Genomic DNA, 26,836 nt, shown 5'->3' with positions numbered 1-26,836 from the left:
GGGGCGGTACTAAAACTGAGGGGATAAATTTTAGGTGCGACTGCTATAGCGTGTAGTGCTATTGCATGCATTCAAGCGAAAACCCTTTCTTTTGTAAAGGGGCACGCCATGGAGCTGAGCAAAGCCGTCGGTGCTGCGCTGAAAGAAATTCGAGAGTCCAAAGGACTGACCCAGGAAGATTTTGTCGGGGTCAGCGGCCGGACCTACCTTTCTGAAATCGAACGGGGCTTGAAAAGCCCCACGCTGGAGAAGCTCGATCAACTGGCAGCGAGGATGGGCGTCCATCCGCTGGAACTATTGGTCGTGTGCTACGCAAAGCGCGGTGCGCTCAGTCAGGAGGAGGTGGTCAAGCTTCTTCTGGAAAGGCTAAACGTCCGTATGGGAAAGATAACGTGAAGCAGGCTTTATATCTCGATGGTAAGGAAGTTATGAAACCCGCACTTGTTAGTTGATGAGTGGGTCAGTTTTTTCAGCGTATTCGATCGGGCGCGTTCAGCAAGCACTGAAGTAAATGAATCTTGCGACCCGATTTTCCAGAGCACTGGCAGCGGGTCCAATCACTGTTTCTGCAAGCCTGATACAAGCTGGCGGCAATACGCCCAGGCAGCGCCTTATCATAGGCTTCGCCATCAATCAGGTGATCGACTTCCTTAAGGATGGAAGGCCGGGCCACGGCGCCGCAGAGCTGCGCCAGCGCCTCGGAGGTCGTCAGGTACGCATGGTTGTCGAGATCCAGTGTGTGCTCCCGATTCAGGTGTGTTGATGCATCAGACGATAGCGATGCCCGGTCATGGCCGATAGCTCGTCCAGCAACTGATCATTGATCGGCCAGTTCCAGAACCCGAAGTAGACCGGGACATTGCATGCGTTCTAGCCGGCGCTCCCGATCCGGAATTCAATGCATAGCGGATTGAGTGGGGCCGGATAATCGCTTGGCTGGGCCTCAGCAATTTGTGAGCGGCTTTAGCCGCAAGGCTGTTCACTTAAGCACGTATGCCCCCGGTGGGAGCAGCCGGCCGGCGCTCCGGTTGCTCGCGAAGACGCCAGCACATTCGCAGCAGTTGCTGTGACTTTACCGGCCTCTTCGCTACCAGGGTAGCTCCCACTGCGGTCATCCAGTACCTTGGTGAACACTGTTGCAGCTAAAGCTGCTCCCGTATCTCAACCACAGTCCTGCCCCTGGTCTCCACATTCGCACCCGGTGCCTGAATCCGCGCTATCTCCACATCGCTCAGGCCAAGGCTGTGCAGTTCCTCACGCCATCGCAGCAAACGCTTCGGGGCTGTATGCCGGGCATTGGGGCCTTTGCCTCGCAGACACGCACGACACATATCATCAGGGAAAGGCCGGGCAACCCAGGTGCCGGGGCGCCGGTATTCAAACAGCCCGCAATCGCAGCGGCACAGCCAGACCGTGGCCTTGCCGGAATGGCTGCGACGATACCAGGCAATGGCCGTCACCTTGCCGCGACGCATGCCGGTATGATCAATGGCGCTGGCGGGGCGGGGTGGAACTTGTCAATGGAGATGTCGAAGCGTGGATCTGCCTGAAAAAATGAAAGCCATCCGCGCCCGGGAGGGCCTGACGCAGGGTGAGTTTTGTGAGGTTGTTGGCATCAGTATCAGTAGCTGGAAAAAGTACGAAGCTGCGATCACTGAGATGGGGCTGCAGCCTTTCCTGAAAGTCGCCAATCATGAGCGGTTCAGGAAATATGCGTTGTGGCTTACCACGGGGGACGTGGCGCCTGAGTGTGGACAGGTGAGTCCTTTTTAATTTGGTGGCTCATCAATGCGCGACGCACTGCGTCGCGAATTGGATTGCCTTGAGCGTTCGGGATCGGCCAAAACACGGAGGCTTGGCCGGGCCTGCGGTTACTTTCCCATTACCTCAAGCAACGACCCTTGCGCGAGACCGGTCCGCTTCATACCCTGACAGCCTCAACGGCGCGCAAGGAACCACGCTGCTGACCGCATCGAGCTTGCAAATTTGTTCATGTGTGAGGTTCACAGACAATGCGCCCAGGTTGTCGGTAAGTTGCTGCTTGGAGCGCGGCCCTATGATTGGAATCGACCCGTGGGTGCCAGCCCATGCAATCGCAACCTGGCCAGCACTGACGCCGATTTCACCTGCAATCTCCAGAACTGTATCCAGGATCAAGCTGCGCTGAGGGGAGTTTTCAGCTTGAAATACTTTGCCACCGAAACCTTCGGCACGACCCTTTTCGCCTTGTCGATATTTACCGGTCAGCATGCCTCCGCCTAACGGCGACCACGTCACGATGCCAAGACCCAGAGCATATGAAGCCTGGAACAGATCAGCTTCGGGCTCACGGTGGACCAGGCTGTGCTCGAATTGAGCCGCTGCAATAGGCAACGCATGGGTGAGCTCGGCTAACGTGACGGCTCGGGAAAGTCGCCACGCCGGAAAGTTGGACAGGCCCGCGTACAGAATCTTCCCTGCGCGTGCCAAATCCTCGAAGCCTCTGACAATTTCTTCCACCGGAGTTACACCGTCTGGGTGATGGGCCCAGTAAATGTCGATCCGGTCTGTTTTAAGACGTCTCAGGCTCGCTTCTGCCGAGCTCACCAAAGCACGACGGCTGTTACCTGTCGCAAGCCTGTTAGGGCTGGCTGCCGCACCGTTGGTGAATTTCGTGGCTAGCACGAAGTCGTCGCGTCGTCCCTCAAGCAGCGTTGCGAGCAACTCCTCGGACTGGCCAAATTGATAGATATCTGCGGTGTCGATGAAGTTGCCACCGGCCTCTGCGTAAGCGTTGAAGATCGCCGCACTGGAGTCGGGATCTGCGCCATAGCCCCAGCCAGTACCGAAGTTGCCTGTGCCGAGTGCGAGTTCTGAGACACGCAGCCCTGTATTGCCGAACGTTTGGTAGTTCATAGTTATCTCCACATGGGATGTTGATGCACTTGAGTCCACGAACGCTGCGGCTGCCGCTGCCGGTAAAAAGCTTCATCTGGCATTCCCACGACTGAGCCCGATGTTTCGATGTTTCTACGGCCCATTTCTGGATCCTCGCCCACTCCGGGTTACGCAAGGTTAATCACGACTTTTCCCTTGACTCTTCCCTGTTCGACATACGTGAGTGCGTCAGCGATCGATGTAAATGGGTAGACTTTGTCGATAACCGGTTTGATGGCGCCCGATTCAACCAGCGACGTGATTTCTTTCAGTTGCGCGCCATTGGCGCGCATGAAAACGAATGAATATTTGACCCCGGCTGCGTGTGAAATTTTCCGGATCCTGAAACTAAGCAAGCGCAGGATCTGTTTGATCGGCCAAGACAAACCTTGTGCATCGCCAAACTCAGGAGTTGGTGGCCCGGAGATCGATACGAGCAGACCTCCCGGCTTGAGGCAATTCACCGACTTTTTGAGAACAACCGGATCCAGGCTGTTAACTACAACGTCATAGTCATTCAGGGCAGTCTCGAAATCCTGCTTTTTGTAGTCAATAACGATGTCAGCCCCGAGTGCTTTTACCCACTCAACATTCGGCGTGCTTGTCGTCGTGGCAACGAAAGCACCCAGATGCCTGGCAAGCTGAATGGCAACGCTACCTACGCCTCCAGACCCTGCATGGATGAGCACCTTTTGGCCTTTCTTCAATTGGGCAGTTTCAACCAGCACTTGCCATGCCGTCAGCGCAACTAGAGGCAATGACGCCGCTTGCTCCATATTGATGTTGTGAGGCTTCAGAGCTAACGAGTCCTGGTCGACAGAAATAAGCTCGGCAAATGTCCCGATTCGATCTTGCGCAGGCCGTGCATAGACTTCGTCGCCAGGTTTGAACTGGCGAACACCAGGCCCAACACGAACCACAACGCCAGCCAAATCATTTCCCAATATCAGAGGGAATGTGTAGGGAAGAATCTGTTTGAATTCCCCTGATCTGATCTTGGCGTCCAGAGGATTTATGCTGGTGGCCTTTATTTGCACCAGAACGTCGTTGGCGCCTACTTTTGGCTCCGGTAACTCACCGATACTGCCACTGCGCTTGCCGTATTGCTTGATAAAAAAAGCCTTCATGATTATTCAACCCTTAGTGGCAGAAAGCGGCGCGCCGGCCAGTGGCACCAACGCGTCTTGAGGTGCTTGCTCAGGCGTCCAAGAGAGATTGTTGTTGGCTTCAGTGATCATTTGCGCAGCGTGTCCAATCCAGAGTCAGATTGGCAAGAGGGGACAATGCGCAGCAAACGCTCGGTCTTTAGAGCAACATATGAACGTTTGCTGCATGACAATCGCACCTCAGTTTTTGTAGCGTTCGGCGACTGCGGATTGGCGGATATCTGACAGTAAGCCTTGGCGGGCAGCCTGTAGGGCATCCCAACGAGCGCCTTCTTGCAGAGGTGGAATGGTCACCGGTTCGCGGCGATCAAAACCAACCAGTGCGGCATCGACCAGGTCTGCGACTTCCATTATTTCGCTGATGGTATTGATGTCGTAGCCTCCACGTTCCCAGATCTCTGTACGGGTCGCGGCTGGCAGTACGGCCTGGACGTACACACCTTTGGGTGAGAGTTCGAGGTTCAGCCCTTGCGAGAGAAACAGCACAAACGCCTTGGTCGCACCGTAGACCGCCATCCCATATTCCGGTGCCAGCCCGACGACCGAGCTAATGTTGATAATCGCACCACTACCGGCTTGCGCGAGCCGAGGGGCGATAGCGCTGGAGAGTCGGACCAGTGCGGTCGTGTTGAGGGCGACCAGGTTGGCAATGCTGTCGGTGGATTGATCAACGAAGCTGCCTGATTGGGCGGCTCCCGCGTTATTCACAAGAATCCCGATGCGAGCGTCTTCACGCAGACGCGCTTCTACGGTTGCCAGTTCGCTGGTCTGAGTCAGGTCAGCCTGAATCACGTCAACCACAACGCTGTATTTCTCACGCAGACGGGCCGACAGTACGTCTAATCGGCTTTTGTCGCGGGCAACCAGTACCAGGTTGTGCCCGCGCTGGGCAAAGCGCTCGGCGTAAGTTGCGCCAATGCCTGTAGAGGCGCCAGTAATAAGTACGGTTTCAGAGATGCTCATAAATAGATGCTCTTGAATGGACGTCGATTAACGATTCAGTGTTTGAGGTTGTTCAGTTGTGCGCATCGCGGGATTCTGCAAGCGTCGGGTAGTCGATGTAGCCGGCTGCACCTCCGCCATACAGAGTGGCAGGGTCGAATGCGGACAAAGCGGCATCAGTCTTGAGTCGCTCTACCAAATCCGGGTTGCCAATAAACGGACGTCCGAAGGCGATCAGATCGGCCTTGTCATCGTTGAGTCGGGAAGTCGCCAGGTTAATGTCATAGCCGTTGTTGGCGATGTAGGTATTTTTGAAGCGCTGGCGCAGGGAGCCAAAATCAAAGGGGGCGACGTCACGGGGGCCGCCAGTCGCACCTTCGACCACGTGCAGGTAAACCAGGCTTCGGGCGTTGAGTTGGTCAACGAGGTAGTCGAACTGAGCTTGCGGATCGCTGCTTGAAACGCCATTGGCAGGTGACACTGGAGAGATACGAATTCCGGTTCGTTCAGCACCGATCTCGCTGAGCACGGCATCAGTGACTTCGAGCAGCAGGCGTGCACGGTTTTCAACCGAGCCACCGTAGGCGTCAGTACGAACATTGGCGCCATCTTTCAGGAACTGATCCAGCAAATAGCCGTTGGCGCCGTGGATCTCTACGCCGTCAAACCCCGCAGTGATGGCGTTTTTTGCCGCTTGGCGAAAGTCATTAACGATCCCGGGCAACTCTTCGATATCCAGGGCCCGAGGGACTGAGGCATCGGCGAAGCCGTTGTTGACGAAGACTTTCGTCGAGGCCTGAAGGGCAGAAGGCGCTACTGGCGCTGCACCGTTTTGCTGAAGATCAACATGAGAAACGCGCCCGACATGCCACAACTGCAGGAAAATGCGTCCTCCTTCGGCGTGAACTGCTTCGGTCACAGCGCGCCATCCCTCTATCTGCGCCGCTGTATAGATACCGGGCGTATCTTGATAGCCCTGTCCTTGCTGTGAGATCTGAGTGGCCTCAGCAATCAGCAGGCCTGCGGACGCTCGTTGCGCGTAGTAGGTTGCAGTGAGCTGCTGCGGCACAAAACCCGCCCCAGCGCGGTTTCGCGTCAGCGGCGCCATGACGAGTCTGTTGGAAAGCGTCAGTGAGCCAAGGGTGTAGGGCTCAAACAAGGTCTTGTCGTTCATATTGATTCCATACTCGTTGATCAAGGACCGCCATCTGCGCCCAGGAGGCAAAGATATGCTGCTGGCTTTTATGATGTCGATCGTAATCAAAAGTGTCAACTGTTTTGATTATGATCGACATCAGAGTATAGTGCGGCCTATGTTTGCCAGGCTCAGGAGTGCGCAATGAAGATCACCAAGACGCAATCACTCGCCAACCGGGCTCGCATTGTGGATACGGCTTCAGAGCTGTTTCGTGAGCGTGGATACGATGGGGTCGGTGTGACGGAGCTGATGGCCACTGCTGGCTTTACTCAGGGGGGCTTTTACAAGCACTTCGGTTCCAAGGCTGATCTGATGGCTGAAGCCGCTGAAAATAGCCTTTCGCAATCGCTTGACCGTACCCGCGACCTTGATGTTGCAGGTTTCGTAAACAGGTACGTTTCTCGGGGTCATCGAGACGGACGGGGTGAGGGCTGTACGATGGCAGCGCTGTGCGGTGACGCGGCTCGCCAATCAGAGCAATTGAAGGCGACCTTTGCCGTTGGCGTTGAAAAGATGCTGGCAGCGCTTGAGGAAAAATTTCAGGCAGGTCTGGATGCGCCGCAGCAGGACGCCAGGGCGAGAATGATCGACCTGCTGGCCCATGCAGTCGGTGCGGTCATCCTGTCTCGGGCGTGTCCGGATGACTCGGCTCTCGCGGATGAAATACTGGAAACTTGCCGTGCCGACATAATTGCATCTTTGCCAGCGAATAAACAAAGTGGCGTCTGAGCATTGCCCACGTCCTCGCTGATTCGCTTGAAGGTGCAGCCGCACGGGCAGTCGCTACTGGCCGGGTCGTGATGGATCTGGGTGTGGAAACTTTGTCGGCGCTGTTGAGTGCGGTGTCTGCATGCGCTGGGTCTAGGGGCTGATGACGTTTCATCACAACCGCGCCGAGGTCTGTTTTGTCGGCCTGCATAGGCTTCAGTCTGTTGAAGTGTGTGTGACAAAACAGCCACGGCCCTGCGGGTTGCGCCCCAAATCGCGCCATGCGTCGTTGAAGGACTTGAAAAGGGAGCGACCATTTCCTGCGTCCTTCGCCTCGCCTGACACGATTTGGCGCTGCAACGCGGCCTGCGCTGAAACGTCAACAGCCACTAGTGCAATAACGCTTTGCGGCAAAAAAACAAAACCCCCGGTCGCCAACGCGAACCGGGGGTTTGGTCATTGCATCAAGCCGCGTGTCACTCCACGGGGCTGAACATCAAACGTTAAAGCGGAAGTGCAGCACGTCACCGTCTTTAACGATGTAATCCTTGCCTTCCAGGCGCCATTTGCCAGCCTCTTTAGCCCCAGCCTCACCCTTGAACTGAATGAAGTCGGCATACGCCACGCACTCGGCGCGAATGAAGCCTTTCTCGAAGTCGGTGTGAATCACACCGGCCGCCTGCGGCGCAGTAGCGCCGACCCGCACGGTCCAGGCACGTACTTCTTCCACGCCGGCGGTGAAGTAGGTCTGCAGGTTCAGCAGCTCGTAACCGGCACGGATGACGCGGTTCAGGCCAGGTTCTTCCAGGCCCAGGGCTTCGAGGAATTCGTCCTTCTCTTCGCCTTCGTCCAGCTCGGCGATTTCGGCTTCGATCTTGTTGCACACCGGCACCACTACCGCGCCTTCTTCCTCGGCGATGGCTTTGACGACGTCGAGAAACGGGTTGTTCTCGAAGCCGTCTTCAGCGACGTTGGCGATGTACATGACTGGCTTGCTGGTCAGCAGGTGGAAGCCACGGATCACGGCTTTCTCGTCGCTGCTCATGTTCTTCATCAGGCTGCGCGCTGGCTTGCCTTCGGTGAAGTGGGCGATGAGTTGTTCCAGCAGGGCCTTCTGGGCCACGGCGTCTTTGTCGCCGCCTTTGGCGTTGCGGGCAACTTTCTGGACCTGCTTCTCGCAGCTGTCGAGGTCAGCGAAGATCAGTTCCAGGTCGATGATTTCGATGTCACGCTTGGGGTCGACGCTGTTGGCAACGTGAATCACGTTCTCGTCTTCGAAGCAGCGCACCACATGGGCGATGGCGTCGGTTTCACGGATGTTGGCCAGGAACTTGTTGCCCAGGCCTTCGCCTTTCGAGGCACCGGCTACCAGACCTGCGATGTCGACGAATTCCATGGTGGTCGGCAGGATGCGCTTGGGGTTGACGATGGCTGCCAGGGCCGCCAGGCGCGCGTCGGGCATTGGTACGATGCCGCTGTTCGGCTCGATGGTGCAGAAGGGAAAGTTCTCTGCCGCGATGCCCGACTTGGTCAGGGCGTTGAACAGGGTGGACTTGCCGACGTTAGGCAGGCCTACGATGCCGCAATTGAATCCCATGGTGTTCCCCTCAGTTATTTGGGGGAGGCTCTAAAAACTACCTGCGTTGTCATCGCTGCGTTAAAACAGGCTCACAATGCTCATTGACCGTCAGTCAACTGCGCTTGTTCGCCTGTTTTTGCCTTGCGCTGACTGCCTCGCCTACGTTTTTAGAGACTCCCCCTGTCAGGCCTTTTGGCTGTGCAGGGTACGCATCGCACGGCTCCAGTCGCCGGCAAGGATATCCGGCAGCACGCCGAGGGCAAAGTCGATACTGGCGTCGAGCTTTTCCTGTTCGGCGCGTGGCGCGCGACCCAGGACAAACCCTGACACCTTGCTGGCATCCCCTGGGTGGCCAATGCCGAGCCGCAGGCGATGAAATGTGTTCTGGTTGGCCATTTGCGCAATGATGTCGCGCAGGCCGTTGTGGCCGCCATGACCGCCGCCCGTCTTGAGTTTGGCGACGCCCGGCGGCAAGTCGAGTTCGTCGTGGGCCACCAGGATCTCGTCGATACCGATACGGTAGAAGCCGGCGAGTGCCGCCACGGCCTGGCCGCTGCGGTTCATGTAGGTGGTGGGAATCAACAGACGAACGTCCTGACCCTGATGCGTGAAGCGTCCGGTCAGGCCAAAGAATTTGCGCTCGGCGACGAGATTGACCCGTTGCGCCTGAGCAATACGCTCGACGAAAAAAGCCCCTGCGTTATGCCGGGTCTGTTCGTATTCGGCGCCTGGATTTCCCAGGCCAACGATCAGTTTTACGGTCACTGCAGGGGCTTCCTTCTTACAGCTGTGGATAACATCGCCGCTCTAAGGCGGCTGTGGACAAAACGGGCTCATTTACCGGTGTAAACGCTGTTTTATCACGATGCTATCTGAACAACTGCGCGTTACCGGGTAACGGGTAGCTCTTAAAACTGGCTGCTTCGCCGACGTTTTTAGAGGCACCCTAATGAAATTACTCGGCAGCAGGTTCTTCTTCAGCAGCTACACGTGGCGCGTGGACGTTGGCGATAGCCAGGTCGGTGCCGTGTGCCAGTGCTACGAACTCAACGCCTTTAGGTGCTTTGAGGTCGGACAGGTGGATAGTGGTGCCGATTTCGGCGTTACCCAGGTCAACTTCGATGAACTCAGGCAGGTCTTTCGGCAGAACGCTCACTTCCAGCTCAGTGGTAGTGTGCGAGATTTCGCCGCCTTTCTTGATCGGAGCTTCTTCGTTGATGAAGTGAACCGGTACTTTAGCGGTCAGTTTTTGACCAGCTACAACGCGAACGAAGTCAGCGTGCAGTACGTGACCCTTGGCTGGGTGACGTTGCAGGGCCTTGATGACCACGTCTTGTTTCTGGCCGCCAACGTTCAGGGCGATAACGTGAGCGTAGGACGCTTCGTTTTCCAGCAGTTTGGCCAGTTCTTTAGCCAGGATGCTGATCGACTCAGGGGCTTTGTCGCCACCGTAGACAACAGCTGGAACCAGGCTGGCGATACGACGCAGGCGGCGGCTCGCACCTTTCCCCAGGTCGGAACGCGCTTCAGCATTCAGATTGAAATCAGTCATTTTGGATCTCCAAAGTAGCCAATCATCCTGACGTTTGCGACCAGCGTCAGGCGATATGGGCAAAAAAGCCCCGCCTTGGCCAGATGACCAGGGCGGGGCGCTTTTCGTCGACGAGATGCACGCTGAAAGCTGTTGGCTCTTAGCGGAACATCGCGCTGATCGATTCTTCATTGCTGATGCGGCGAACCGCTTCAGCTACCACCGGCGCGATATCCAGTTGACGGATACGGCTGCAGGCTTGTGCTGCGGCAGACAACGGGATGGTGTTGGTCACCACCAGTTCGTCGAGCACGGAATTTTCAATGTTTTCGATGGCCCGACCCGACAGCACAGGGTGTGTGCAGTAGGCGAATACCTTGGCCGCGCCGTGCTCTTTCAGAGCTTTGGCTGCATGGCACAGGGTACCGGCAGTATCGACCATGTCGTCGACGAGGATGCAGGTGCGTCCTTCAACGTCGCCAATGATATGCATCACTTCAGAGTGATTGGCTTTCTCACGGCGTTTGTCGATGATGCCGAGATCGACACCCAGCGACTTGGCAACAGCACGTGCACGCACGACGCCGCCGATGTCCGGGGAAACGATCATCAGGTTTTCGAAGCGCTGGTCTTCGATATCGTCCACCAGAACTGGCGAACCGTAGATGTTATCTACCGGAATATCGAAGAAGCCCTGGATCTGGTCAGCATGCAGGTCAACGGTCAGAACGCGGTCGATACCCACAACGGTGAGCATGTCGGCGACGACCTTGGCACTGATTGCCACACGTGCGGAACGCGGACGGCGATCCTGGCGGGCATAACCAAAGTAGGGGATCACAGCAGTGATTCGCGATGCTGAGGAGCGGCGGAAGGCATCAGCCATCACGACGAGTTCCATCAGGTTATCGTTGGTCGGAGCGCAAGTCGGCTGAATAATGAAGACGTCTTTACCGCGAACGTTTTCATTGATCTCAGTGCTGATCTCGCCGTCGGAGAATTTACCGACAGAGACGTCACCGAGAGGGATATGCAGCTGACGTACAACACGCCGAGCCAGATCGGGGTTGGCATTCCCCGTAAAGACCATCATCTTGGACACGCGCAGTACCTGGAGGCTGTGAGTAACCTGGATGAGATAGGAAAATGGCAGGGGCGGCTGGATTCGAACCAACGCATGGCAGGATCAAAACCTGCTGCCTTACCGCTTGGCGACGCCCCTGTAGTGGTGGTGCTCTCGAGTGCCTGGCACTCTGTTCCTCTAAAGACCCTGTAGCTTGCGGTGCAACATCGAAACGTTGCTGCCTTTGGCTACAAATCCTGTAAGGGGATCTGAAAGAAGGGCCGAGACTTTATCAGCTTCAGCTTTGTTTGGGAAGGCCCCAAACACGCAACCTCCAGTTCCAGTCAGTTTGGCTTCGGTGTATTTACCTAGCCATTTCAAGGCGTTATGTACTTCTGGATAACGTCTTTCAACCACTGCCTGACAGTCATTTCGACCGTTTCCCTCGGGAACGGGGCGCACTTTAATGGGCTTGGAATCACGTGTCAACAATGGATCGGAAAATATTTCTACTGTACTTACAGAGACTTGTGGCACAACCACCAGATACCAGGGCTCGTCGGGTTCCACGGGGGTGAGGATTTCACCCACGCCTTCGGCAAATGCCGCGTGACCACGGACGAACACCGGCACGTCGGCGCCCAGGCTCAGGCCCAGTTTTGCCAGCGCGTCATGGTCCAGGCCCAGTTGCCAGAGGTGGTTCAAGGCGAGCAGGGTGGTGGCGGCGTCGGAGCTGCCGCCGCCGATGCCGCCGCCCATGGGCAAGCGCTTCTCCAGCCAGATGTCGATGCCCAGCGGGCAACCGGACTGCGCTTGCAGGGCGCGGGCGGCGCGCACGATCAGATTGCTGTCGTGAGGCACGCCGGGAATTTCGGTGTTGAGGATGATCTGGCCGTCATCGCGCAGTGCATAACCCAGCTCGTCACCGTAGTCGACGAACTGAAACAGGGTCTGCAACTGGTGGTAGCCGTCGGCGCGGCGGCCGAGAATGTGCAGCATCAGGTTGAGCTTGGCCGGGGCGGGCAGCCACAGTGGTGCGTCAGTCATTGGTTTACTGCCCCAGCTTGCGTGGTTGCCAGTCTTTGATTACCAGGGTCACGTCCAGATCCTGGCCGTGCAGCTTGACCCGCTCGGGCAGCCAGAAGCCGTTCTGCTCGATGTAGCTGAGGTACTCGACCTGCCAGCCGTCTTGTTCGAGGCTGGCCAGTCGGCTGTCGTCATCCAGGGTCAGGCGGCTCTTGGTCTCCGGTGCTGGCAGGCCGCGCACCCACCAGACCAGATGCGAGACTGGCAGTTTCCAGCCCAGTTGCTCCTCCAGCAGGCCTTCCGGGGTGGTCGCTTCGAAGCGCCCCTGGTTGGCAACTTCCAGGGCTACGCTGCCAGGGCGGCCGGTCAGACGAGCCGCGCCGCGACCCAGCGGGCCGGACAGGCGGATATCGTAGTAATCCTGGCGTTGCAGCCAGAACAGCGTGCCGCTGCCCGAATCTTTAGGCGCGCGAATGCCGACCTTGCCGTTGATCTGCCAGCCATCGAGGGTGCTGAGCTGTTGTTTATGCAATCCCCACTGCTGGGAGTTGCCTTTGCCTTGCAGGGCTTCGCGCGAGCCAATACCGGCGCAGCCGGCGAGCAGGGCGATGAAACTAAATACGATGAGATTGCGTAAAAACATAGTCATCTCTGGGTTATGAGATTGATCTGGAGCGACTGGCCGGCGTTCGGTTCCAACCGTGATGTAGCTTGATTCGACGGTAGGAACTCGTCTATCGCCCCGGTGCCGCGCTGTCGCGTAGCAAACACGGGGCCTCGTAGGAGCAGCTTTAGCTGCGAAGCCTTTCGCGGCTAAAGCCGCTCCTACGAGGTTCACCTCAGCCTTGGGTTCAGAGTTTTTCGGAGCCGGTCAGGCGTTGCACGGTGCTGCGCAAAACCGGGCTGTCGGGTTGCTCTTCAAAGGCTTTGGCCCAGACCTGGCGCGCCTCGCGCTCTTTGCCACGCGCCCACAGTACTTCGCCCAGGTGGGCGGCGACTTCATGATCGGGGAAACGTTCCAGTGCCAGGCGCAGCAGGCGCTCGGCTTCTTCGAGGTTGCCGAGGCGGAAGTTCACCCAGCCGAGGCTGTCGAGCACGGCCGGGTCATCAGGGTTGATGATGTGGGCTTTTTCGATCAGGGCCTTGGCTTCTTCATAGCGGGTAGTGCGATCGGCCAGGGTGTAGCCCAGCGCATTGAGCGCCATGGCGTTTTCCGGGTCGCGCTTGAGGATGGCCCGCAGGTCGGTTTCAAGCTGCGCCAGATTGTCGCGTTTTTCCGCGAGCATGGCTCGGGTATACAGCAGGTTCATGTCGTCCGGGAACTGTTTCAGTGCGCTGTTGAGCACCTGCCAGCCACGCTCGGGATGATTGTTGGCGGTCTGGGTCTCGGCCTCGATCAGGTACAGCTGGATGGCGTAGTCCGGCTGGTTGTCGCGCGCTTCTTTCAGGCGCCGCGAGGCCTCGGCAGCGTTGCCATTGCTGATCAGGATATCGGCCTGGCGCAACTGCGCCGGCAGAAACTCCTGGCTCGGCCCTACCTGCGCATATTCATCCAGGGCACTTTGCGGGTCGTCACGCTCTTCAAAGATACGCCCCAGGTTCAGGTGCGCGGTGTCGACATGGGCGTCGCGGGCGACCAGTTCTTCGAGATAACCGGCGGCTTCGTCCCAGGCCTTGGCTTCCAGACACACCAGTGCCAGCGACAGGCGCAGGTCATCGTCGTCAGGGTATTGCTGCAACAGGTTGGCGAACTGCGCCTTGGCGTCGGTCATGCGGTCCTGTTCGACCAGCATGCGCGCGTAGGTCAGGCGCAGGCGCTTCTCGTCGGGGTATTTCTTGAGGCTTTTTTCCAGGATCGATAAGCCTTCCTTGCCGCGCCCCAGGCTTTGCAGCAGGCGGGTACGCAACAGGATCGGGGCAATCTCGCCGTCTTTGGGCGGGTTGTCTTCAAGCAGCTTGAGCGACTGTTCAGAGTCGCCGTTCTGCTGCAGCAGCAGGGCCTTGCCGAACACCAGTTGGCCATTGTTGGGGTATTTGGCCAGCAGCCGGTCGAAGCTCTTGATCAGTGCATTGCGAGTGTCGGAGTCGGTTTCGGCGGCCGCCAGCGCAAGGAAATCGAAATGCGTGTCGCCCTGCCCCTGCAGAACCCGCTCCATATAACGCATCGAGTCGTCGTAACGACCGGCGCGGGCCAGTTGAATGGCGGCTGCGCGTTGCGACTCGAGATTTTCCGGGTTATTGCGCGCCCAGATCAGTGCGGTATCCAGCGCCGCGTCATCGGCACCGACGTATTCTGCGATACGAAAAGCGCGTTCGGAGACGGCCGGATCTTGGGTGGTCGCCGCCTGGGACACGTAGTTGTCCAGGGCAATATCGAAGCGATTGCGTTGCCCAGCCAGTTCGGCCACCAGCAGGCTGTACATCGTCTCCTGGGTGAACGAGCCGTACACCACCGGCTTTTCAGCCGGTGCCGGGGTCGGTTCTTTCTGGGCCTGCGCCGAAGGTGTGTCGACCGGAGCCAAAGACTGACATCCGCCGAGCATGACGAGGGCGAGGAACAACGCGGGGGATTTATTCATATATAAGAGAGGCGGCTTACCTGCGGTTTGGACCATCATGACACAAGGCTGTCGGCAAAACCCACAGCGGCTTTAAAAAACCGGAGCCCCCGCCGGTGCCGGTATTTCAGGGGCAATTGGCCGGATTTCTAGTGGGACAATAATCTACGGTGGTTGTTCTAATCCTGGCTAAGTAGGACAATTGCTGGCTTCACGTCACCACCAGCGACCCTGAATGGCCTTCCTTGCACTTGGTATCAACCATAAGACTGCCTCAGTAGACGTGCGCGAGCGCGTGGCATTTACGCCTGAGCAGTTGGTTGAGGCCCTGCAACAGCTCTGCCGCCTGACTGACAGCAGCGAAGCAGCAATCCTGTCGACCTGCAACCGCAGCGAGTTGTACATCGCCCATGAACACCTGAGCGCCGACGCCGTGCTGGGCTGGCTGGCCAGTTACCACCAGCTTAGCCTCGAAGAGTTACAGGCGAGTGCCTATGTGCATCAGGATGATTCCGCCGTACGGCATATGATGCGCGTCGCCTCCGGGCTCGACTCGCTGGTGCTGGGCGAGCCGCAGATTCTCGGCCAGATGAAATCCGCCTATGCCGTGGCCCGTGAGGCCGGTACGGTGGGGCCGCTGCTCGGCCGGCTGTTTCAGGCCACCTTCAGCGCCGCCAAGCAGGTGCGTACTGACACGGCCATTGGTGAAAACCCGGTGTCAGTGGCCTTTGCTGCGGTCAGCCTGGCCAAGCAGATCTTCAGTGACCTGCAACGCAGCCAAGCGTTGCTGATCGGCGCCGGCGAGACCATCACCCTGGTTGCTCGCCACCTGCGCGATCTGGGCGTCAAACGTATCGTGGTCGCCAACCGGACCCTGGAGCGCGCCAGCATTCTGGCCGCCGAGTTCGGCGCCCATGCGGTGCTGCTTTCGGATATCCCGGCCGAACTGGTCAACAGCGATATCGTCATCAGTTCCACCGCCAGTCAGTTGCCGATTCTGGGCAAGGGCGCGGTTGAAAGTGCACTGAAGCTGCGCAAGCACAAGCCGATCTTCATGGTCGATATCGCCGTACCACGGGATATCGAGGCTCAGGTCGGTGAGCTGGACGACGTCTACCTGTATACCGTCGACGACCTGCACGAAGTGGTCGCGGAAAACCTCAAGTCACGCCAGGGCGCCGCGCTGGCCGCCGAAGCGCTGGTCGAGGTCGGTGCCGAAGAGTTCATGTCACGGCTGCGCGAACTGGCGGCGGTCGATGTGCTCAAGGCCTATCGTCAGCAGAGCGAACGCCTGCGCGATGAAGAACTGAGCAAGGCCCAGCGCCTGCTGGCCAATGGCGGTAATGCCGAGGAAATCCTTGTGCAACTGGCCCGTGGCCTGACCAACAAGCTGCTGCATGCGCCAAGTGTGCAGCTCAAGAAGCTGTCTGCCGAAGGCCGCCTCGATGCGCTGGCCATGGCCCAGGAACTATTCGCCCTCGGTGAGGGCTCGACGGATAAATCCCCGCAATGAAAGCTTCACTGCTCAATAAGCTGGACGTGCTCAACGACCGGTTCGAGGAACTGACCGCGCTGCTCGGCGACGCGGAAGTCATCAGCGACCAGACCAAATTCCGTGCCTATTCGCGTGAGTACGCCGAAGTGGAGCCGGTCATCGAGACCTATAAGCAGCGTCTGAAGGTGCTGGCTGATCTTGACGGCGCCCAGGCGCTGCTCAAGGACAGCGACCCGGACATGCGTGAAATGGCCGTCGAAGAGGTGCGCGAAGGCAAGCTGCAATTGCAGGCGCTCGAAGAGCAACTGCAACGCATGTTGCTGCCCAAAGACCCTAACGACGGGCGTAACGTGTTTCTGGAAATTCGCGCCGGCACCGGCGGTGACGAGGCGGCGATTTTTTCCGGCGACCTGTTCCGGATGTATTCGCGTTACGCCGAGCGGCGTGGCTGGCGGGTCGAGGTTTTGTCCGAGAACGAAGGCGAGCACGGCGGCTACAAAGAAATCATTGCCCGCGTCGAGGGCGACAGTGTCTATGGCAAGCTCAAGTTCGAGTCCGGTGCGCACCGTGTCCAGCGCGTGCCGGAAACCGAATCCCAGGGTCGCATCCACACCTCGGCCTGCACCGTGGCAGTGCTCGCCGAGCCTGATGAACAGCAGGCCATCGAGATCAACCCGGCAGAATTGCGCGTCGACACCTACCGTGCTTCGGGGGCCGGTGGTCAGCACGTCAACAAGACCGATTCGGCGATCCGCATCACCCACTTGCCTACCGGTATCGTGGTCGAGTGCCAGGAAGAGCGTTCGCAACACAAGAACCGCGCCCGGGCAATGTCGTGGTTGTCTGCCAAACTCAACGACATGCAAAGCAGTGCGGCGGCCAACGCCATTGCCACCGAGCGCAAGCTGCTGGTCGGCTCAGGCGACCGTTCCGAGCGCATTCGCACCTACAACTATCCGCAAGGCCGGGTGACCGACCATCGGATCAATCTCACCTTGTATTCGCTGGATGAAGTTTTGGCCGGTGGAGTCGATGCAGTGATAGAACCATTGCTTGCCGAATACCAGGCAGACCAACTCGCGGCACTGGGTGAATAAATGACCATCATCGCCAGCCTGTTAAGAAGTGCTGAACTTCCCGATTCTCCGACGGCGCGTCTGGACGCCGAGTTGCTGCTGGCAGCGGCACTGGGCAAACCGCGCAGCTTTCTGCACACCTGGCCAGAGCGGATCGTCAGCAGCGAGGCGGCCCAGGCGTTCTCGGGTTACCTGGAGCGCCGCCGCAGCGGTGAGCCGGTGGCCTATATCCTGGGCCAGCAAGGCTTCTGGAAGCTGGATCTGGAGGTGGCGCCGCATACGCTGATTCCGCGTCCTGAAACCGAGATGCTGGTGGAGGCCGCTCTGGAGCAGGTCCCGCCCTTCGCGTCGGCCAGTGTGCTCGATCTGGGCACCGGCAGCGGTGCGATCGCCCTGGCGCTGGCCAATGAAAAGCGCAACTGGCGGGTTACCGCTGTCGACCGCGTACCGGAAGCGGTGGCGCTGGCCGAGCGCAATCGCCAGCGCCTGCACCTGGACAATGCCAGGATTGTGCAGAGTCATTGGTTCAAGGCGCTGGGTGATGAGCGTTTCGATTTGATCATCAGCAATCCACCTTATATCGCCGATACCGATCCGCACCTGAGCCAGGGCGACGTGCGCTTTGAACCCAGCAGCGCGCTGACCTCCGGTGGCGATGGCCTGGATGACATCCGGGTGATCATTGCCCAGGCCGTGGAGCATCTGAACCCCGCTGGCTGGTTGATGCTTGAACACGGCTATGACCAGGGCGCTGCGGTGCGCGAGTTGCTGGTCGAGCATGGCTATCAGCGCGTACAGACCCGCCGCGATCTGGGTGATCACGAGCGCATCAGCTTCGGATGCCTGCCGTGCTGAGTGACCAAGAGCTGCTGCGTTACAGCCGGCAGATTCTCCTGCAACACGTGGATATCGATGGGCAGTTGCGCCTGAAGGCCAGCCGTGTACTGATCGTCGGCCTGGGCGGGCTGGGCTCGCCGGTGGCGCTGTATCTGGCGGCGGCAGGGGTCGGCGAGTTGCATCTGGCGGACTTCGACAGCGTCGACCTGACCAATCTGCAACGCCAGGTCATTCACGATAGCCACAGTGTCGGGGTGCTCAAGGTTGACTCGGCAATGACCCGGCTGGCGGCGATCAATCCGCTGGTCACGCTGGTGCCGCATCGTCAGGCACTGGATGCCGATTCGCTGGCGGCCGTAATCGCCGGGGTCGATCTGGTACTCGATTGCTGCGACAACTTCTCCACCCGCGAGGCGGTCAATGCCGCCTGTGTCGCCGCCGGCAAACCGCTGGTCAGCGGGGCGGCGATTCGTCAGGAAGGGCAGCTTTCGGTATTTGACCCACGCCGTGCCGAGAGTCCGTGTTACCACTGCCTGTACGGCCACGGCAGCGATACCGAACTGACCTGCAGCGAAGCCGGGGTCATCGGCCCGCTGGTGGGGCTGGTCGGCAGCCTGCAAGCCCTTGAGGCGCTGAAACTATTGGCCGGCTTTGGCGAGCCGATGGTCGGCCGGTTGTTGTTGATCGACGCGCTGGGCACGCGCTTTCGCGAGCTGAAAGTGCGCCGTGATCCGGCTTGTGCCGTGTGTGGTTCATGACTGAGGTGCAGATGAGCCATGCTCGCCAAGCGCCGGTGGCGGTGTTCGACTCCGGGGTTGGCGGCCTGTCGGTGCTGGCCGAGATCCGCCGCCTGTTGCCGGCCGAGTCGTTGTATTACCTTGCCGATGCCGGGCATGTGCCCTACGGCGAGAAAAGCCCCGAGTTCATTGTCCAGCGCTGCATGAGCATCGCCGGTTTTTTCCATGCCCAGGGCGCCAAGGCGCTGGTGCTGGCGTGTAACACGGCCACTGCCGCCGCTGCTGCGCAACTGCGTGAGCGCTACCCGGACTGGCCGCTGGTGGCCATGGAGCCTGCCGTCAAACCGGCGGCCGCCGCGACCCGCAGTGGCGTGGTGGGGGTGCTGGCGACCACCGGTACGTTGCAGAGTGCTCGATTCGCCGCCTTGCTCGACCGCTTTGCCGGGGATGTGCGGGTCGTGACCCAGCCGTGCCCCGGACTGGTGGAGCTGATCGAAACCGGCGAGCTGCATGGCCCGGCCATTACCCGGCTGCTGCAGCGCTATGTCGAGCCGCTGCTGGGACAAGGTTGTGACACTCTGATTCTGGGCTGTACCCACTACCCGTTTCTCAAACCGCTGCTGCGCCAGATGCTGCCAGCGCACATCAGCCTGATCGACACCGGGGCTGCGGTTGCCCGCCAGTTGCAGCGCCTGCTGGAGCAGCGTGAGCTGACGGCGCAGGGGCCGGCTCGGCCAACCCGGTTCTGGACCAGTGGCGATTCGGACAATTTCAGAAAAATCTTACCTACCCTATGGAAAAGCGCCGACAGTGTGCAAAGCTTCAACTTGTAAAAAAAATGTGAAATTCTGTTGGCGCGACTGAACTAATGTTTGGTTACAGATTTCTATTTACCGGTCTGCAAGCTTCAAAAAACTATAACGGCGTGATTATTCAGGGATGTTTCTGATGAAACGACTTTTTAGCGTGGCTGTGTTTGCAGCTGCCATGATGGGGCAGGTTTGCGTTGCACAGGCTGATGGTGCGGAGTTCTCCGTGGGTTATACCGGTGAGTCGACCATGACCTATCGGTTGGGCGTGCAGTTCGATTGGGACAAGAGCTGGCTGCAAAGCGATGTCGGCCGCCTGACCGGTTACTGGGATGCGGCCTATACGTTCTGGGACGGTGACAAATACAAGGACAACCACTCGCTGTCGTTCTCGCCAGTGTTTGTGTATGAATTCGCCGGCAACAGCGTCAAGCCTTACATTGAGGCCGGTATTGGTATTGCGGGCTTCTCCAATACCCAGATCGAAGGTAACAAGCTGGGCAGTTCGTTCAACTTTGAAGACCGCATCGGCTTCGGCCTGCGTTTTGCCGGTGGTCATGAAGTGGGCATCCGCGCCACTCATTACTCCAACGCCGGCCTCAAACAGCCGAACGACGGGATTGAAAGCTACGCGCTGCATTACAAGCTGCCGTTCTGATACCGCCCGTTGCCCGGTTCTGTAGGAGAGCAGCTTCAGCTGCGAAAGCTTTCGCGGCTGAAGCCGCTCCTGCGGGGTTTACACGCAACCCCGTAACAGCCGGGCAGCGAACCGCTTCAACCGCGAACACGCCGCGCCAGCCCATGTAGCAACGGCAACACTACCGCCCAGATTGCGGCCAGCAGCAACAGGCTCGGCCACAGCCCCAGCGGCAACCCCACCCCCGCCAGTTGCGCCCCGGCGTAATACGACAGTGGCCCGCTCACTGCACCCAACAAGCTCCCCAGCCACCACGGCTTTGCTGTCCAGGCCAGGCAGTGGTTCAAGGTCGTGCCCAGTAGTGCCCAGAGCAGCATCAGCCAGAGCGGTATCCATTGGCTGCCCGTACTGAAATCGAACACCCCAAGCCAGGTCAGGGCGCTGTCGAGCAAGGTGCCGAACAGCATTACGCTGAGCAGCAGGCGTATTTGCCCGTGACGCAGAATGTGCACGCCCAGAATCAGCGCCGCCAGCCACAACCAGCCCAGCACACAGGCGAACCAGCCCGCCTGGAACAGCAGCCCGTTGATGAGCTTGTCACGCATCAAGTTTGCCGAGCAGTGGCGAGCGTTGTGCCTGTGGCTTGGCCAGCAGCAGTTGTGCGGTGCCGATGGTTCGTTCGATAAAGCCGCCCTCGCAGTAGCACAGGTAGAATTCCCATAGGCGCAGGAAGTAATCGTCGTAGCCGAGTTCTTTCAACTGGGCGTGGGCCTGGCGGAAGTTGTCGTGCCACAGGCGCAGGGTTCGGGCGTAGTGCAGACCGAAATCTTCCATGTGCAGCAGATTCATGTCGGTGTCGCTGCCGACGATTTCCAGCATCTTGTGTACCGAAGGCAGCGCGCCGCCGGGAAATATATAGCGCTGGATAAAGTCCACATTGCGCCGTGCCTGCTCGTAGCGTTGTTCGCGGATGGTAATCGCCTGCAGCAACATCAGCCCGTCGGGCTTGAGCAGGCTGGCGCATTGCTTGAAATAGGTAGGCAAAAAGCGGTGGCCCACGGCTTCGATCATCTCGATGGACACCAGCTTGTCGTACTCGCCGCTCAGGTCGCGGTAGTCCTCCAGCAGCAGGGTCACCCGGTCCTGCAGGCCCAGATCAATCAGGCGCTGTTCGGTATAGGCGAACTGTTCTTTGGACAGGGTGGTGGTGGTCACCCGGCAGCCGTAGTGCTGCGCGGCATAGATCGCCATGCTGCCCCAGCCGGTGCCGATCTCCAGCAGATGATCTTCGGGCTTGAGGTCAAGCTTCTGGCAGATGCGCTCCAGCTTGTTGAGCTGCGCCTGTTCCAGAGTGTCGTCGGCGCTGCGAAACTGCGCCGCCGAGTACATCATGGTCGGGTCGAGAAACTGTTCGAACAGCCGGTTGCCCAGATCGTAATGCGCCTCGATGTTTTTCCGCGAGCCCTGGCGGGTATTGCGGTTGAGCCAGTGCAGGCCATGCAACAGTGGTCGGGTCAGGCGCGCAAGCCCACCTTCCATGGCGTCCAGCACATCGAGGTTGCTGACGAAGATGCGTACCACGGCGGTAAGGTCCGGGGTGGTCCAATAGCCGTGGATAAACGCCTCGGCGGCACCAATCGAGCCATTGCTGGCGACCATGCCCCAGAGCGCGCTGTCGAGCACCTGAATCTCGCCTTGCAGCAACGCGCCGGCGCGGCCGAATACCTGACGCTCATTGCCTTCGACGATCACCAGTTGGCCCTGACGCAAGTTACCCAACTGGCGCAGTACGCCCTTGCGCAACAGACCTGCGGTCAGGCCATAGGTGGTCCGTGACGCGGAAAAACTACTGCTGAGGCTTTTCATGAGGTCTTTCCTTGGGAGGCGTTGTGGCCGTGCGGTAATCGCCTTCGGCAGGTTGATGGTCGACAATCGGGATCCGTTTGAGCAGCAGGCGCAGGGCTTGCCAGTAGATGGCCAGGCAGGTTTTGGCGGTCATCCATGGAAAGGCCAGCAGGTAGCGGTGCAGGGCACTGCGGCTGAGCGCCTGGCGTTGCAGGGTCAAGGTTGCATCAAAGACCTTCTGTTCGCCTTGCCAGTCGGCCATATGTACGCCCAGGCGTTCGCCGGCCGGGCTGAATTTCATGCGGTATTCCAGATCGCGGGGCATGAACGGCGAGACATGAAAGGCCTTCGCCACGGCAAACTGTTGATGCCCCGTACCCTGAGCCGGGAGTACATAGTGATAACGCTCACGCCAGGGCGTATTGCTGACTTCACAGAGAATCGCTTGCAAGGCGCCGTTGCGGTCATGGCAATAGAAGAAACTCACCGGGTTGAACGCCAGGCCCCAACTGCGCGCCTGGGTCAGCAGGCAGATGCGCCCGTCGGGCACTTTGCCCAGCGCCTCTGCGACGCGCTCGCGTACCGCATCGATCAGCGGTACGCCGCGGCCGGTCCAGGCCTTGAGGTAATCGGTTTCGCGGAACGAGAACGGCATCAAGCGCCGCTTGCCGGCCAGCGGGGAAAGGCCGAGTACCGCGTCCTGCTCGTCGAGGTCCAGGTACAGCAGCCCGATCCGGTAGCGAAACTGATGCCCGCGCGGCACGAAGCGCCGGTGGGCGATCCAGCCGCTGTACAGGGCGCTGTTCACAACGTTTCCCCAAAGGCTTCGGCCACCCGCAGCGCGCTGCTGACGCCGTCCTCATGAAACCCGTTGGCCCAGTAGGCGCCGCAATACCAGCTGTGGTTGGCACCTTTGAGTTCGGCCCAGCGTGCTTGCGCCGCTACGGCGGCCAGGCTGTATTGCGGGTGGGCGTAGCGGTAGCGGCCGAGGATCTTCGCCGGATCGATGGCGCTCGTCTGGTTGAGGCTGACGCAGAACGTGGTGTCGCTGTGCAGCCCTTGCAGGATGTTCATGTTGTAGGTGACCGCAGCCATCTGCTGCGGGTCGCCGCCGAGCCGGTAGTTCCAGCTGGCCCAGGCCAGGCGGCGGTCGGGCAGCAGGCGGGTGTCGGTGTGCAGCACCACGTCGTTCTCGGCATAGGGCAGGGCGCCAAGGATCTGCTGCTCGGCCGCGGTCGGTGCGGCCAGCATTTGCAGCGCCTGGTCGCTATGACAGGCAAACACCACCTGATCGAACCGCTCAATGCCGGCGGCGCTGTGCACGGTCACCCCGCCATCGTCGCGCTCGACACGCTGGACCGGGCAGTCCAGGCGGATCCGCTCACGAAAACGGGCGGTCAGGGGCTCGATGTAGCTGCGCGAGCCGCCTTGGATGACTTGCCACTGCGGACGATCTGTCACCGATAACAAACCGTGGTTCTTGAAGAAACGCACAAAGAACTGCAACGGAAAGCCGAGCATCTCGTTGAGCGACATCGACCAGATCGCCGAGCCCATGGGCACGATGTAGTGCTCGATAAAGCGCGTGCCATAGCCCTTGGCGCGCAGGTACTCGCCCAGCGTGGTGTCGGCGGCGATCCGCTGTTGCTCCAGGTCGGCAATGGCCTCGCGATTGAACCGCAGAATGTCGCGCAGCATGCCCCAGAACGCCGGCGACAGCAGGTTGCTGCGCTGGGCGAACAGGCTGTTGAGGTTATTACCGTTGTATTCGGTGGCGGTTTTCGGGTCATGCACCGAAAAACTCATTTCTGCCGGTTGATAAGCCACGCCCAACTGGCCGAGCAGGCGGATGAAGTTCGGGTAAGTCCAGTCGTTGAACACAATGAAGCCGGTATCGATGGCGTAATCACGGCCGCCGACCTGCACATCCACTGTGTGAGTGTGCCCGCCGATCCAGCTGGAGGCTTCGAAGACCGTCACTTCATGGCGGCGGTCAAGCAGCCAGGCGCAGGTCAGGCCGGAAATACCAGAGCCGATCACGGCAATTTTCATTGAATGTCCTTATTCTCAGACGAAGAGGGCGAGGCGGCTGGCCGGGCCATGCGTTTGCCCAGCATCAGACGCAGGCGGGCCGGCAGCAACCCGAGCAGCCGCAGGCTGAAGATAAACAGCCACGGAAAGGCGATTTCCAGTGGGCGGCGGGGCCGTTGCAGGCGCTGGGCAATGTGCCGTGCGGCTTTTTCGACCGACCAGCGCATCGGCATCGGGAAGTCATTACGGGCAGTCAGTGGCGTGTCGACAAAACCTGGGCTGACCACGGTGACGTCAATCTGCTCATGGGCCAGGTCGACGCGCAGCGATTCGAGCAGGTAGCGCAGGCCGGCCTTGGACGCGCCATAAGCTTCGGCCCTTGGCAGGGCCAGAAAGGTTACCGCGCTGGCGACACCGACCAGATGCGGCCGCTGGCCCTGACGTAACAGCGGCAGCGCCTCCTGAATACACAGGCTGGTGGCGATCAGGTTGGTGCGGATCACCCGTTCCACCAGACGGGCGTCGAAGCTGGACGTCTCGAGGTATTCACAGGTGCCGGCGTTGAGGATGGCGCTGTCCAGCGCGCCCCAGTGCTGCTGGATACGCTCACCCATCGCCTTTACCTGGGCGGCATCGGTAAGGTCACCGGGCACCAGCAGCGTCTGGCCGGGAAAGCGCCGCGCCAATGCCTCCAGCGGCTCGACGTTGCGCGCGGTCAAGGCCAACTGGTGGCCGTCTTGCAGCAGTTGCACCGCCAACGCATGGCCGATGCCGCTGCTGGCACCGGTCAACCAGACACGCCGCTTCATGCCAGCCTCCGCTTCAACCAGCCAATCACCCCGCCCAGCACTGGCAGGTGTTCATAAAGCAGGGCGCCGGCGTCGAAGTAATCGCGGTGGCGATACACCTTGTCGTGCCACAGCAGATGCGAGCAGCCTTCGACCTGCAGCAGCTTGCCGCCTTCCAGGCGCGGATGCCGGTAATGCATGGTCCACAGCAGATAACCGGCGCCGGGGCGCACTTCATCGAAGCCATGAAAGTCAAAGCTCAGCTCGCTGACATTGGCGTACAACTGGTCGAAATACTCGCGCATCTGTCCCAGCCCCTGCAGGTTGTGCAACGGGTCGCTGAAGCACACGTCCTCGCTGTACAACTGGCCAAGGCGGTCGAGGTTGTCTTTGTTCAGCGCCGCAAAGCCGTGGGCGAACTGCTGGAGGAAATCGCTCATCAATGCTCCTGGCTGACCTGCCGGTGAGGAAGATTCTTGAATGCCTCCAGGGCGCGGGTGCGGCTGGCGCTCAGGTCGACAATCGGTTGTGGGTAGCCTTGCACGCCAAACAGGCCGCCTGCCGCCGAGGGGTTATGCACCTCTTTTTTGTTCAGCCCGGCCAGCTCCGGCAACCACTGTTTGATAAAGCGGCCCTCGGGGTCGAATTTCTCTGACTGCGACAGCGGGTTGAAAATACGGAAGTACGGCGCCGAATCAGTGCCGGTGGACGAACTCCACTGCCAGCCGCCGTTATTGGCGGCCAGATCGCCGTCGATCAGATGACGCATGAAAAACCGCTCGCCCTCGCGCCAGTCGATCAGCAGGTTCTTGGTCAGAAACATTGCCACGACCATGCGCAGGCGATTGTGCATCCAGCCGGTTTCCAGCAATTGGCGCATCGCCGCATCAATGATAGGTATCCCGGTGCGGCCCTGCTGCCAGGCTTCAAGATCCCTGGGCGCGTTGCGCCAGCGCAGGGCTTCGGTTTCCAGGCGGAAGGCGCGGTGCCTGGACACCCGCGGGTAACCCACCAGGGTGTGCTTGTAGAACTCGCGCCACAGCAATTCGTTGATCCAGGTGACGCTGCCTTCGTTACCGCTCTCGAACTCACCCTGGTTGCTGTTAAGCGCGGCATGCAGGCACTGGCGGGGGGAAATTACCCCGGCGGCAAGATACGCCGAGAGCTGACTGGTGCCAGGCTTGGCCGGAAAGTCGCGCTCGCTCAGATAGTAGTGAATTTGCTCGTCACTGAACTGGTCAAGCCGCCGCCGGGCTTCGGCCTCGCCGGCCGGCCATAGCTCGCGCAGTGCCTGCGAGGGGGTGTCGAAGCCCTTGACCTGGTCCGGCACTGCATCGCTGCTGATCTGCAACGGCGGCTGCGCCTTGTGCAGGCGCTGCGGCTGGGGGATCGAGGTGTGCAGGCGTGCGTAACACACCTTGCGGAACTGGCTATAGACCTGAAAATACTGCCCGCTTTTGGTCAGAACGCTGCCCGGCGGGAACAGCAACTGGTCCAGGTGGCTGTGCCAGCCGATATCGGCTTTTTCCAGCGCCTGGCGCACCGCCTGGTCGCGGCTGCTCTCATTGACGCCATATTCCTCGTTGGCGTGCACGGCCTCGATCTTGAGTTCTTCGCACAACTTGAGCAGCACCTGCGGCGCCTTGTCCCAGGTATCGGCCTGGCGAATCAGCAGCGGTACATTCAACTTGCCCAAGGCTTTTTCCAGCTCGACCAGGTTGCGTAGCCAGAAATCCACTTTGCAGCCGGCATCGTCATGGCGCTGCCATTGGGCAGGGCTGAGCAGGAACAGCGCCACAGTCGGGCCTTTAGCCATCGCAGCGTTCAGGGCAGTGTTGTCATGTACGCGCAAGTCGCTGCGCAGCCAGAGCAGTTGCATGAAAAGTCCTCAGGA

28 protein-coding genes and 1 tRNA gene are annotated in these 26,836 nt (G+C 59.5%); 10 read left to right on the top strand and 19 right to left on the bottom strand.

From position 1 onward, the window contains the following. The first annotated feature begins 108 nt into the window (after positions 1-108). The 3 genes from PSCI_RS04265 (at position 109) to PSCI_RS04255 (ending at position 1,773) form a co-directional block, all read left to right on the top strand. Positions 109-396 (top strand): helix-turn-helix domain-containing protein, encoded by a 288-nt coding sequence (locus PSCI_RS04265; protein WP_045483244.1) that lies wholly within the window; start codon positions 109-111, stop codon positions 394-396. Positions 397-511: 115 nt separating this feature from the next. Then, entirely contained in the window at positions 512-763 is a 252-nt protein-coding gene (locus PSCI_RS29415) for a hypothetical protein (RefSeq protein WP_045483242.1), read from the top strand. A gap of 773 nt (positions 764-1,536) precedes the next feature. Beyond that, positions 1,537-1,773: a helix-turn-helix domain-containing protein gene (locus PSCI_RS04255; protein WP_045483240.1), complete on the top strand. Its 237-nt coding sequence runs from the start codon at positions 1,537-1,539 to the stop codon at positions 1,771-1,773. A 114-nt stretch (positions 1,774-1,887) separates the two neighbouring features. Here the strand turns inward: PSCI_RS04255 and PSCI_RS04250 are convergent, their stop codons facing one another. The 4 genes from PSCI_RS04250 to PSCI_RS04235 all read right to left on the bottom strand — a co-directional run bounded on the left by PSCI_RS04250 (position 1,888) and on the right by PSCI_RS04235 (position 6,198). Further along, positions 1,888-2,895: an aldo/keto reductase gene (locus PSCI_RS04250; RefSeq protein WP_045483237.1), complete on the bottom strand. Its 1,008-nt coding sequence runs from the start codon at positions 2,893-2,895 to the stop codon at positions 1,888-1,890. A 149-nt stretch (positions 2,896-3,044) separates the two neighbouring features. After that, on the bottom strand, positions 3,045-4,043 hold the full coding sequence (locus tag PSCI_RS04245; RefSeq protein WP_045483234.1) for an NADP-dependent oxidoreductase: 999 nt from the start codon (positions 4,041-4,043) through the stop codon (positions 3,045-3,047). Positions 4,044-4,262: 219 nt separating this feature from the next. After that, a complete protein-coding gene (locus tag PSCI_RS04240; protein ID WP_045483231.1) occupies positions 4,263-5,045 on the bottom strand; it encodes an SDR family NAD(P)-dependent oxidoreductase in 783 nt (260 codons plus the stop codon). Between the two features lie 52 nt (positions 5,046-5,097). Continuing rightward, positions 5,098-6,198 (bottom strand): alkene reductase, encoded by a 1,101-nt coding sequence (locus tag PSCI_RS04235; protein WP_045483228.1) that lies wholly within the window; start codon positions 6,196-6,198, stop codon positions 5,098-5,100. Positions 6,199-6,363: 165 nt separating this feature from the next. Between PSCI_RS04235 and PSCI_RS04230 the strand changes: the two genes are divergently transcribed. After that, entirely contained in the window at positions 6,364-6,951 is a 588-nt protein-coding gene (locus tag PSCI_RS04230; RefSeq protein WP_045483225.1) for a TetR/AcrR family transcriptional regulator, read from the top strand. A 475-nt stretch (positions 6,952-7,426) separates the two neighbouring features. Here the strand turns inward: PSCI_RS04230 and ychF are convergent, their stop codons facing one another. The 8 genes from ychF to PSCI_RS04190 form a co-directional block, all read right to left on the bottom strand. Then, on the bottom strand, positions 7,427-8,527 hold the full coding sequence (gene ychF, locus PSCI_RS04225; RefSeq protein ID WP_045483222.1) for a redox-regulated ATPase YchF: 1,101 nt from the start codon (positions 8,525-8,527) through the stop codon (positions 7,427-7,429). Between the two features lie 165 nt (positions 8,528-8,692). Next, positions 8,693-9,274, bottom strand: coding sequence for an aminoacyl-tRNA hydrolase (gene pth, locus PSCI_RS04220; protein WP_045483219.1), 582 nt, complete (start codon positions 9,272-9,274; stop codon positions 8,693-8,695). 190 nt (positions 9,275-9,464) lie between these two features. Next, positions 9,465-10,061, bottom strand: a complete 597-nt coding sequence (locus PSCI_RS04215; protein WP_045483216.1) for a 50S ribosomal protein L25/general stress protein Ctc — start codon at positions 10,059-10,061, stop codon at positions 9,465-9,467. Between the two features lie 139 nt (positions 10,062-10,200). Then, positions 10,201-11,142: a ribose-phosphate pyrophosphokinase gene (locus PSCI_RS04210; RefSeq protein ID WP_002552145.1), complete on the bottom strand. Its 942-nt coding sequence runs from the start codon at positions 11,140-11,142 to the stop codon at positions 10,201-10,203. A 45-nt stretch (positions 11,143-11,187) separates the two neighbouring features. Next, a tRNA-Gln gene (locus PSCI_RS04205) sits at positions 11,188-11,262 on the bottom strand. 39 nt (positions 11,263-11,301) lie between these two features. Beyond that, positions 11,302-12,150, bottom strand: a complete 849-nt coding sequence (gene ispE, locus PSCI_RS04200; protein ID WP_045483214.1) for a 4-(cytidine 5'-diphospho)-2-C-methyl-D-erythritol kinase — start codon at positions 12,148-12,150, stop codon at positions 11,302-11,304. Positions 12,151-12,154: 4 nt separating this feature from the next. After that, complete coding sequence (gene lolB / locus PSCI_RS04195; RefSeq protein WP_045483211.1) at positions 12,155-12,772, bottom strand: lipoprotein insertase outer membrane protein LolB; 618 nt, start codon at positions 12,770-12,772, stop codon at positions 12,155-12,157. A gap of 208 nt (positions 12,773-12,980) precedes the next feature. After that, positions 12,981-14,708 (bottom strand): tetratricopeptide repeat protein, encoded by a 1,728-nt coding sequence (locus tag PSCI_RS04190; RefSeq protein ID WP_045483208.1) that lies wholly within the window; start codon positions 14,706-14,708, stop codon positions 12,981-12,983. A gap of 214 nt (positions 14,709-14,922) precedes the next feature. Here PSCI_RS04190 and hemA point away from each other — a divergent pair, with 214 nt between their 5' ends. The 6 genes from hemA (at position 14,923) to PSCI_RS04160 (ending at position 20,299) form a co-directional block, all read left to right on the top strand. Next, a complete protein-coding gene (gene hemA, locus PSCI_RS04185; protein ID WP_045483205.1) occupies positions 14,923-16,200 on the top strand; it encodes a glutamyl-tRNA reductase in 1,278 nt (425 codons plus the stop codon). Beyond that, on the top strand, positions 16,197-17,279 hold the full coding sequence (gene prfA, locus PSCI_RS04180) for a peptide chain release factor 1 (protein WP_045483203.1): 1,083 nt from the start codon (positions 16,197-16,199) through the stop codon (positions 17,277-17,279). The genes hemA and prfA overlap by 4 nt, the downstream gene beginning before the upstream one ends. Continuing rightward, positions 17,280-18,113 (top strand): peptide chain release factor N(5)-glutamine methyltransferase, encoded by an 834-nt coding sequence (gene prmC, locus PSCI_RS04175; protein WP_045483200.1) that lies wholly within the window; start codon positions 17,280-17,282, stop codon positions 18,111-18,113. Continuing rightward, entirely contained in the window at positions 18,107-18,853 is a 747-nt protein-coding gene (locus PSCI_RS04170; protein ID WP_162484332.1) for a molybdopterin-synthase adenylyltransferase MoeB, read from the top strand. The genes prmC and PSCI_RS04170 overlap by 7 nt, the downstream gene beginning before the upstream one ends. Next, positions 18,850-19,665, top strand: coding sequence for a glutamate racemase (murI, locus tag PSCI_RS04165; protein ID WP_045483194.1), 816 nt, complete (start codon positions 18,850-18,852; stop codon positions 19,663-19,665). Before PSCI_RS04170 ends, murI begins: the two co-directional genes overlap by 4 nt. Before the next feature lie 115 nt (positions 19,666-19,780). Continuing rightward, positions 19,781-20,299, top strand: a complete 519-nt coding sequence (locus PSCI_RS04160; protein WP_045493787.1) for an acyloxyacyl hydrolase — start codon at positions 19,781-19,783, stop codon at positions 20,297-20,299. A 116-nt stretch (positions 20,300-20,415) separates the two neighbouring features. Here the strand turns inward: PSCI_RS04160 and PSCI_RS04155 are convergent, their stop codons facing one another. From PSCI_RS04155 to phrB, 7 genes are read right to left on the bottom strand one after another with little or no spacing between them, the layout of a single operon-like run. Then, entirely contained in the window at positions 20,416-20,883 is a 468-nt protein-coding gene (locus tag PSCI_RS04155) for a DUF2878 domain-containing protein (RefSeq protein ID WP_045483191.1), read from the bottom strand. Beyond that, entirely contained in the window at positions 20,876-22,144 is a 1,269-nt protein-coding gene (locus PSCI_RS04150; RefSeq protein ID WP_045483188.1) for an SAM-dependent methyltransferase, read from the bottom strand. Before PSCI_RS04150 ends, PSCI_RS04155 begins: the two co-directional genes overlap by 8 nt. Beyond that, positions 22,125-22,931, bottom strand: coding sequence for a DUF1365 domain-containing protein (locus PSCI_RS04145; RefSeq protein ID WP_045483184.1), 807 nt, complete (start codon positions 22,929-22,931; stop codon positions 22,125-22,127). Before PSCI_RS04145 ends, PSCI_RS04150 begins: the two co-directional genes overlap by 20 nt. Continuing rightward, entirely contained in the window at positions 22,928-24,175 is a 1,248-nt protein-coding gene (locus PSCI_RS04140) for an NAD(P)/FAD-dependent oxidoreductase (protein ID WP_045483181.1), read from the bottom strand. Before PSCI_RS04140 ends, PSCI_RS04145 begins: the two co-directional genes overlap by 4 nt. Next, positions 24,172-24,963 carry an SDR family NAD(P)-dependent oxidoreductase gene (locus tag PSCI_RS04135; protein ID WP_045483179.1) on the bottom strand — a complete coding sequence of 264 codons (792 nt, stop codon included), beginning with the start codon at positions 24,961-24,963 and terminating at the stop codon, positions 24,172-24,174. The genes PSCI_RS04140 and PSCI_RS04135 overlap by 4 nt, the downstream gene beginning before the upstream one ends. Continuing rightward, the gene (locus PSCI_RS04130) at positions 24,960-25,382 is read right to left on the bottom strand and encodes a nuclear transport factor 2 family protein (protein ID WP_045483176.1); all 423 of its coding nucleotides are present in this window, start codon (positions 25,380-25,382) and stop codon (positions 24,960-24,962) included. The genes PSCI_RS04135 and PSCI_RS04130 overlap by 4 nt, the downstream gene beginning before the upstream one ends. Further along, positions 25,382-26,821 (bottom strand): deoxyribodipyrimidine photo-lyase, encoded by a 1,440-nt coding sequence (gene phrB / locus PSCI_RS04125; protein WP_045483173.1) that lies wholly within the window; start codon positions 26,819-26,821, stop codon positions 25,382-25,384. Before phrB ends, PSCI_RS04130 begins: the two co-directional genes overlap by 1 nt. Positions 26,822-26,836: the final 15 nt, after the last annotated feature.

Origin of the sequence: Pseudomonas sp. StFLB209 (genome assembly GCF_000829415.1) — a bacterium.
Taxonomy (GTDB): domain Bacteria; phylum Pseudomonadota; class Gammaproteobacteria; order Pseudomonadales; family Pseudomonadaceae; genus Aquipseudomonas.
This window is presented reverse-complemented; position numbering and strand designations above follow the sequence as displayed.

Bases quoted from the DNA above. Each gene is read 5' to 3' on its own strand.
- PSCI_RS04265 (WP_045483244.1), top strand. From the start codon at position 109: ATGGAGCTGAGCAAAGCCGTCGGTGCTGCGCTGAAAGAAATTCGAGAG.
- PSCI_RS29415 (WP_045483242.1), top strand. From the start codon at position 512: ATGAATCTTGCGACCCGATTTTCCAGAGCACTGGCAGCGGGTCCAATC.
- PSCI_RS04250 (WP_045483237.1), bottom strand. From the start codon at position 2,895: ATGAACTACCAAACGTTCGGCAATACAGGGCTGCGTGTCTCAGAACTC.
- PSCI_RS04245 (WP_045483234.1), bottom strand. From the start codon at position 4,043: ATGAAGGCTTTTTTTATCAAGCAATACGGCAAGCGCAGTGGCAGTATC.
- PSCI_RS04240 (WP_045483231.1), bottom strand. From the start codon at position 5,045: ATGAGCATCTCTGAAACCGTACTTATTACTGGCGCCTCTACAGGCATT.
- PSCI_RS04235 (WP_045483228.1), bottom strand. From the start codon at position 6,198: ATGAACGACAAGACCTTGTTTGAGCCCTACACCCTTGGCTCACTGACG.
- PSCI_RS04230 (WP_045483225.1), top strand. From the start codon at position 6,364: ATGAAGATCACCAAGACGCAATCACTCGCCAACCGGGCTCGCATTGTG.
- ychF (WP_045483222.1), bottom strand. From the start codon at position 8,527: ATGGGATTCAATTGCGGCATCGTAGGCCTGCCTAACGTCGGCAAGTCC.
- PSCI_RS04215 (WP_045483216.1), bottom strand. From the start codon at position 10,061: ATGACTGATTTCAATCTGAATGCTGAAGCGCGTTCCGACCTGGGGAAA.
- ispE (WP_045483214.1), bottom strand. From the start codon at position 12,150: ATGACTGACGCACCACTGTGGCTGCCCGCCCCGGCCAAGCTCAACCTG.
- lolB (WP_045483211.1), bottom strand. From the start codon at position 12,772: ATGTTTTTACGCAATCTCATCGTATTTAGTTTCATCGCCCTGCTCGCC.
- PSCI_RS04190 (WP_045483208.1), bottom strand. From the start codon at position 14,708: ATGAATAAATCCCCCGCGTTGTTCCTCGCCCTCGTCATGCTCGGCGGA.
- hemA (WP_045483205.1), top strand. From the start codon at position 14,923: ATGGCCTTCCTTGCACTTGGTATCAACCATAAGACTGCCTCAGTAGAC.
- prfA (WP_045483203.1), top strand. From the start codon at position 16,197: ATGAAAGCTTCACTGCTCAATAAGCTGGACGTGCTCAACGACCGGTTC.
- prmC (WP_045483200.1), top strand. From the start codon at position 17,280: ATGACCATCATCGCCAGCCTGTTAAGAAGTGCTGAACTTCCCGATTCT.
- murI (WP_045483194.1), top strand. From the start codon at position 18,850: ATGACTGAGGTGCAGATGAGCCATGCTCGCCAAGCGCCGGTGGCGGTG.
- PSCI_RS04160 (WP_045493787.1), top strand. From the start codon at position 19,781: ATGAAACGACTTTTTAGCGTGGCTGTGTTTGCAGCTGCCATGATGGGG.
- PSCI_RS04155 (WP_045483191.1), bottom strand. From the start codon at position 20,883: ATGCGTGACAAGCTCATCAACGGGCTGCTGTTCCAGGCGGGCTGGTTC.
- PSCI_RS04150 (WP_045483188.1), bottom strand. From the start codon at position 22,144: ATGAAAAGCCTCAGCAGTAGTTTTTCCGCGTCACGGACCACCTATGGC.
- PSCI_RS04140 (WP_045483181.1), bottom strand. From the start codon at position 24,175: ATGAAAATTGCCGTGATCGGCTCTGGTATTTCCGGCCTGACCTGCGCC.
- PSCI_RS04135 (WP_045483179.1), bottom strand. From the start codon at position 24,963: ATGAAGCGGCGTGTCTGGTTGACCGGTGCCAGCAGCGGCATCGGCCAT.
- PSCI_RS04130 (WP_045483176.1), bottom strand. From the start codon at position 25,382: ATGAGCGATTTCCTCCAGCAGTTCGCCCACGGCTTTGCGGCGCTGAAC.
- phrB (WP_045483173.1), bottom strand. From the start codon at position 26,821: ATGCAACTGCTCTGGCTGCGCAGCGACTTGCGCGTACATGACAACACT.